We start from the raw sequence: 6765 nt of genomic DNA on the forward strand, positions 1-6765 counted from the left end.
AGGGACGGGGAGGGGGGCGTGACCGGCTGGGAGGAACGCGGTCCGGAATGGCGCGGCTTTTCGACCGGCGGCGCGAAGGTGCTGTTCCGGTTTGGCTTCTGCGATGCGCTCCGTCTCTGCGTCACCGAGGCCGCCATCGACGCCATGAGTCTCGCCGCGCTCGAGAGCACTCGGCGCGATAGCCTCTATGTCAGTACCGGGGGCGGCTGGGCTCCTGTCACCGATGCGGCTATCCGGCTGCTGGCGGCGCGGGAGGGCCTATTGCTGGTCGCCGCCACGGACAACAACGCGCAGGGCAACACCTACGCGGTTCGCCTCGAAGCGGTCGCCCGCGAGGCTAGCTGCGGCTTCGAACGTCTCCGCCCGCACGAGGAGGACTGGAACTCCGAGCTCAAGGCAAGGGTGAAGAACCGGGGAAAGCGAGAAAAGAGGAAATAAGAAGCCTGGCTGCCGCATGCCCGCCGGCCGCGTCAAGGGTAAAGCTGCGCCCGCTTCGCGGCCCTTGACCCGGCCGGACGGAGAGGCGGCCGCGGAGGAGGGGTCAGGAAGGGCGGAAGAGGATGGCGACATCGAGTGGATGAGCCGCGCTCCAGCCCGACGAGGCTGAAAGGAGCCCACCCATGACCCTCTTGTCCGTCCGCAAGGTTTATCATGGCATCGCCGATCGCCGGCAGATGTTCCGCATGTTCGACCGCCACGCTCAGCGTCCTGATCGGTTCCAGGACGATGCCAGTGCTTTGTACCGCGGCGAATGGTTCGAGATCTCACGGGCTGAGCACGACTACATGTTCGAGGTCCTGCCGCCGCTCTGGATGCGAGGCGAGATGTTCGCGTTGCGTGAGTTTCTCACCGACCGCATCACCAGCATCTTCTACGTCCTGAACATCGATGGCCGCATGCGGTATTTCCACGGCTATTGCGACCTGCTCGACAAGGGCTCGCCCGAGCAGATGCGCGATGCGATCGTCGAACGCGAAACCCGTCCCGTTCGGGCGATGACCCGCGAGGAGCGCCTGGAGCACATCTGGTCGAGCACCCACGACGACTATCGCGGCTACGCCGGGGAGCGCTGGCCGGAACGCGACCGCGGCAAGCGCACGGTGATTTTCTATGGCGGCCGCCAGGGCACCACGCTGAAGCTGCTGGAAGAGCTCACCGATGATGAGATCGCGGCGAAGCTGCCCGTGCATCTGCGCTATCTCCCAGACGCGATCGCGGCGTGACGGAGGCGTGAGATGATGTTGACGTTTCCCATCGCCGCCGTCCGCGAGGTCATCGCTCGCGGGATTGCCGACGCAAAAGCCAATGGCGGGTTTCGCGATCCCCACCTCGGACTACCCGCCGCCGACAACCGGAAGCCCGGTCTCTGGCTCGTCGGAGACCACGGCGTCTACCTATGCTCCAACGGCGAGCTCCCCAAGGGGGCGAAGCCGCTCGTCGCTTACGCCGAGGAATGCGATCCGCGCAAGAACGACGACTGGTTCGAGGTCAAACGCCGGACGTTCGGCGGCGACGACGGCGTGGATTTCCTCGACGCCGAAGGCCTTGAGGCCCTGATCGCAGCCAGTCCCGGCTGCACGCATCTGCGCATCGCGTTCCTGCAGGACTCGATGCAGCTCTTCGTGATCGAGCGAGATTAGCGATCCGTCGGTGGGCGCCGTCCGGCGGCCGTCCAACATCCCAAACCCCACATCCCGCGCACGTCCGGCCGGCTGGAGCCTTCCAGCGGAACGGCGACGTGCGCCCTCATTCAGGAGATCCAGACATGTCGCATGACGATCCTTTCACCATCGATCTTTTCGGCAACACCGCGCTTTCCTCCGGCCTCGGCCTCGGCGTGACGGCCTTTGGCGACGCTGTCGAGCCCGACGGTGACGACGATCCCGATCCGTCGTCGCCGGCGCCCGCGCTGCCGAGCGCGGCAATCGTGCGGCGACCATCGACCGCCTGCCGGGCGCGCGGGTCGAACTTCCATCTCGCTGGTAGCCGTGGCCTGGCGCGGGGCTGGAAGGAGCGGGCGCGCGGCAACATCGCGGCGATCCGGCTCGCCGCCGAGATCGAAGCGGACGAGCGCCCGGCCACGCTCGGGGAGCAGGAGAGGCTGATCCGCTTCACCGGCTTCGGCGCGTCCGACCTTGCCAATGGCGTCTTCCGCCGCCCCGGCGAGGTCGACTTCCGCAAAGGCTGGGACGAGATCGGCTCTTCTCTGGAGGATACCGTCGGCGAGATCGACTACGCCTCGCTCACCCGCTGCACCCAGTATGCCCACTTCACGCCGGAGTTCATCGTCCGCGCGATGTGGTCAGGCCTGCAGCGGCTCGGCTGGCGCGGCGGCCGTGTGCTCGAGCCCGGCATCGGCACGGGCCTGTTTCCGGCGCTGATGCCCGAAGCGCTACGCGTTGTGTCACACGTCACCGGGATCGAACTCGATCCGGTCACGGCACGCATCGCAAGGCTGTTGCAGCCGCGCGCGCGTATCGTCACTGGCGATTTCGCCCGCACGGAGCTGCCGGCGAGCTTCGATCTTGCCATCGGTAATCCGCCATTTTCCGATCGCACCATTCGCTCCGACTGGGCCTATCGCTCGCTCGGCCTGCGCCTGCGCGATTATTTCATCGCCCGGTCCGTCGACCTGTTGAAGCCGGGCGCTTTCGCCGCCTTCGTCACCAGCTCCGGCACTTTGGACAAGGCGGATTCCTCTGCGCGTGAGCATATCGCCAAAACGGCGGACCTGATCGCCGCCATCCGCCTGCCCGAAGGCAGCTTCCGGGCCGACGCCGGCACGGACGTCGTGGTCGACGTGCTGTTTTTCCGCAAGCGCAAGGTCACCGAGTCCGAAAGTGATTTGTCCTGGCTCGACATCGAGGAACTCCGCCAGGCGACGGAGGGTGAAGGCGCGATCCGCGTCAACCGCTGGTTCGCGCGCCACCCGGATTTCGTGCTCGGCACGCATGCCACTATCTCGGGGCCTTACGGCGAGGCCTATTCCTGCCTGCCTCATCCCGGTGTCCATCTGGAGCGGGCGCTCACGGCTGCGATCTCCCTCCTTCCGCAAGCCATTTATGACGGCGAGCCGGACGAGATTGATCATGACGCCGATGACAGTGCCGATGTCGTGGATGCCCTGCCGGAAGGCGCCGGAGTGCGCGAGGGCAGTTTCTTCGTCGCGAAAAATACCGCCCTTGCGCAGATGATCGATGGCGCTGCAGTGAGCATCACCATCCGCAAGGGCCGCACCGCCGAAGGCATCCCCGAAAAGCACGCGCGTATCATCCGCAAATTCATCCCCATCCGTGATGCCGTGCGTGAAGTCCTGAAGGCACAGGAGCTCAACCGGCCGTGGAAGCCGGCCCAAGTCAAGCTGCGCATCGCCTGGTCGAATTTTGTGCGCGACTTCGGGCCCATCAACTTCACTACCATGTCGGTGAGTGGGGATGCCGAAATCGGCGAAGTGCGCGAAACACATCGCCGCCCCAACCTGCAACCCTGCCTCGATGATCCCGATTGCTGGCTGGTCGCTTCTATCGAAGACTACGATATCGAAACCAATACCGCCCGGCCGGGTCCGATTTTCACCGAGCGCGTCATCGCGCCGCCCGCAGCACCCATCATCACATCGGCCTCCGATGCGCTTGCCGTCGTGCTCAACGAACGCGGCCATATTGACATCGATCACATCGCCGAATTGCTGCATGAGGATGTCGATGACGTCATTGGCGAGCTGGGTGACGCCATCTACCGCGATCCGGAGACCGGTTCGTGGCAAACGGCCGACGCCTATCTCTCCGGTCAGGTCCGCGACAAGTTGAAGGTCGCGGAAGCCGCAGCCGCCCTCGATTTCGCCTATGAGCGCAACGTCACGGCGCTGCAGGGCGTGCAGCCGGCCGATCTTCGTCCCTCGGATATCACCGCGCGTCTCGGCGCGCCATGGATACCCGCCGCCGATGTTGCCGCCTTCGTCAAGCAGACGATGGGTGCCGAGATCAGGATCCACCACATGCCGGAGCTGGCGTCGTGGACCGTCGAGGCACGCCAGTTGGCATGGATGGCGGCCGGCACGTCCGAATGGGGCACCGATCGCCGTCATGCCGGCGAGCTCATAGCCGACGCGCTGAACAGCAGGGTGCCGCAGATCTTCGACACGGTGAAGGAGGGCCATGCTGAAAAGCGCGTGCTCAATGTTGTAGATACGGAAGCCGCCAAGGAAAAGCTGCAGAAGATCAAGACCGCTTTCCAGACCTGGATCTGGTCCGATCCCGACCAGACCGACCGGCTGGCGCGGGTCTATAATGACCGCTTCAACAACATCGCCCCCCGAAGATTCAACGGGGATCACCTGCAACTTCCAGGCGCCTCCGGCGCCTTTTCTCTTTATGGGCACCAAAAGCGCGGCATCTGGCGCATCGTCTCGGCCGGCTCGACTTACCTTGCCCATGCCGTCGGCGCCGGCAAGACCATGACGATTGCCGCGGCCGTCATGGAGCAGCGCCGGCTTGGCCTGATCGCCAAGGCCATGCTGGTCGTTCCCGGCCATTGCCTTGCACAGGCGGCTCGCGAATTTCTGGCGCTTTATCCGACCGCACGAATCCTCGTGGCCGATGAGACGAATTTTTCCAAGGACAAGCGGCATCGCTTCCTGTCACGGGCGGCGACCGCCGCCTGGGACGCGATCATCATCACGCACAGCGCCTTCCGCTTCATCGGCGTGCCGTCGGCCTTCGAGCAACAGATGATCCAGGACGAGCTCGAGCTCTACGAGATGCTGCTGACCAAGGTCGAGAGCGACGACCGCGTCTCGCGCAAGCGCCTCGAGCGGCTGAAGGAGGGGCTCAGGGAACGGCTGGAAGCCCTGGCGACCCGTAAGGACGACCTGCTGACCATCTCCGAGATCGGCGTCGACCAGATCATCGTCGATGAAGCCCAGGAGTTCAGGAAACTCAGCTTCGCCACCAACATGTCCACGCTCAAGGGCGTCGATCCGAACGGCTCCCAGCGGGCCTGGGACCTTTATGTGAAGTCCCGGTTCGTGGACCGGAAGAATCCGGGCCGGGCGCTCGTGCTGGCTTCCGGCACGCCCATCACCAATACGCTTGGCGAGATGTTCTCGGTGCAGCGCTATCTCGGTTACGAGGCGCTGCTTCAGCGCGGCCTGCACGAGTTCGACGCCTGGGCTTCGACCTTCGGCGACGTCACGACCGAACTCGAATTGCAGCCATCCGGAAAATACAAGCCGGTGACGCGCTTCGCCACCTTCGTCAACGTGCCGGAGCTGATCGCAATGTTCCGCTCCTTCGCGGATGTGGTGCTGCCGGAAGATCTTCGCGAATATGTGAAAGTGCCGGCGCTTTCGACCGGCGCACGTCAGATCATCACCGCTAAGCCGTCTGCGGCCTTCAAGCGCTACCAGATGGTGCTCGACGCCCGCATCAAGGCCATCGAGGAACGCGAACGTCCGGCAGAGGCTGGTGACGACATCCTGCTCTCGGTCATCACCGATGGCCGGCACGCCGCGATCGACCTGCGCCTGGTCGATCCCGACAATGACAATGAGCCGGATAACAAGCTCAACGACCTGATCGGCAATGCCTACCGTATCTGGCAGGAAACAGCGCAAAGCAGCTATGTCCGCGCCGACGGCAAGCCGTTCGAGCTTCCGGGCGCAGCGCAGATGATCTTCTCCGATCTCGGCACGATCAGTGTCGAGAAAAGCCGCGGCTTCTCAGCCTATCGTTGGATCAGGGATGAACTGGTCCGCAGGGGCGTTCCGGCATCGGAAATTGCCGTCATGCAGGAGTTCAAGAAGGCGGAAGCCAAGCAGCGCCTGTTCGGTGATGTGCGGGCCGGCAAGGTCCGGTTCCTGATCGGCTCCTCCGACACGATGGGCACCGGCGTCAACGCGCAGCTCCGCCTCAAGGCGCTGCATCATCTCGACGTGCCGTGGCTTCCTTCCCAGATCGAGCAGCGCGAAGGCCGTATACTGCGGCAGGGCAACCAGCACGATGTCATCGATATCTTCGCCTACGCCACCGAAGGATCGATGGACGCCCAGATGTGGCAGAACAACGAGCGCAAGGCCCGGTTCATCGCGGCCGCACTTTCCGGAGACACGTCCATCCGGCGGTTGGAGGATATGGGTGAGGGGCAGGCCAACCAGTTCGCGATGGCCAAGGCGATCGCCTCGGGCGATCCGCGTCTGATGCAGAAGGCGGGTCTGGAGGCAGACATTGCCCGTCTGGAGCGCCTTCGCGCGGCCCACATTGATGATGAGCACGCCGTTCGACGGCAGATCCGCGATGCCGAGCGCGATATCGAATACTCGACCCGGCGCCTCGGCGAGGTCGGGAAGGATATCGAGCGCCTCGTGCCGACGACCGGCGATCGGTTCAGCATGGTGGTCGGGGGCGACGCGTTCACCGAGCGCAAACTCGCCGGTCGTGCGCTGATGAAGGAAATCCTGACTCTCGTGCAGCTTCAGCAGCAAGGCGAAACCACTGTCGCCTCCATCGGCGGGTTCGATTTCGAATATTCCGGCGAGCGGTTCGGCAAGGACGGCTACCGCTATGCCATCATGCTGATGCGCACCGGCGCCGATTATGAAATCGAGCTCCCCGTCACCACCTCGCCGCTTGGCGCCATCGCCCGGCTCGAGCATGCCTTGGCCGGCTTCGAGGACGAGCAGGAACGATATCGCCAGCGTCTTGAGGATGCCGAGCGCCGGCTCACCTCCTATCGCTCGCGTGAGGGCGGCGAGTTCGTATTCTCCGG

At 64.4% G+C, this 6765-nt stretch carries 4 protein-coding genes; all 4 read left to right on the plus strand.

All coding sequences use genetic code 11. The features are described 5' to 3' along the window. A partial coding sequence (locus tag EOB59_RS33035; RefSeq protein ID WP_128290179.1) for a DUF3991 and toprim domain-containing protein occupies positions 1–438 on the plus strand: 438 nt, incomplete at its 5' end. A 182-nt stretch (positions 439–620) separates the two neighbouring features. Then, complete coding sequence (locus EOB59_RS33040; RefSeq protein ID WP_095482600.1) at positions 621–1223, plus strand: DUF1419 domain-containing protein; 603 nt, start codon at positions 621–623, stop codon at positions 1221–1223. A 15-nt stretch (positions 1224–1238) separates the two neighbouring features. Continuing rightward, complete coding sequence (locus tag EOB59_RS33045; protein WP_095482614.1) at positions 1239–1640, plus strand: DUF3085 domain-containing protein; 402 nt, start codon at positions 1239–1241, stop codon at positions 1638–1640. A gap of 125 nt (positions 1641–1765) precedes the next feature. Continuing rightward, positions 1766–6765, plus strand: a 5000-nt coding sequence (locus EOB59_RS33050) for a helicase-related protein (RefSeq protein WP_128290180.1), incomplete at its 3' end; no start/stop codon positions are given.

Source organism: Mesorhizobium sp. M7A.F.Ca.MR.176.00.0.0, from assembly GCF_004023165.1.
Lineage (GTDB): Bacteria > Pseudomonadota > Alphaproteobacteria > Rhizobiales > Rhizobiaceae > Mesorhizobium.

Excerpts from the sequence above, each read along its gene's own strand:
- EOB59_RS33040 (WP_095482600.1), top strand. The coding sequence starts at position 621 with ATGACCCTCTTGTCCGTCCGCAAGGTTTATCATGGCATCGCCGATCGC.
- EOB59_RS33045 (WP_095482614.1), top strand. The coding sequence starts at position 1,239 with ATGTTGACGTTTCCCATCGCCGCCGTCCGCGAGGTCATCGCTCGCGGG.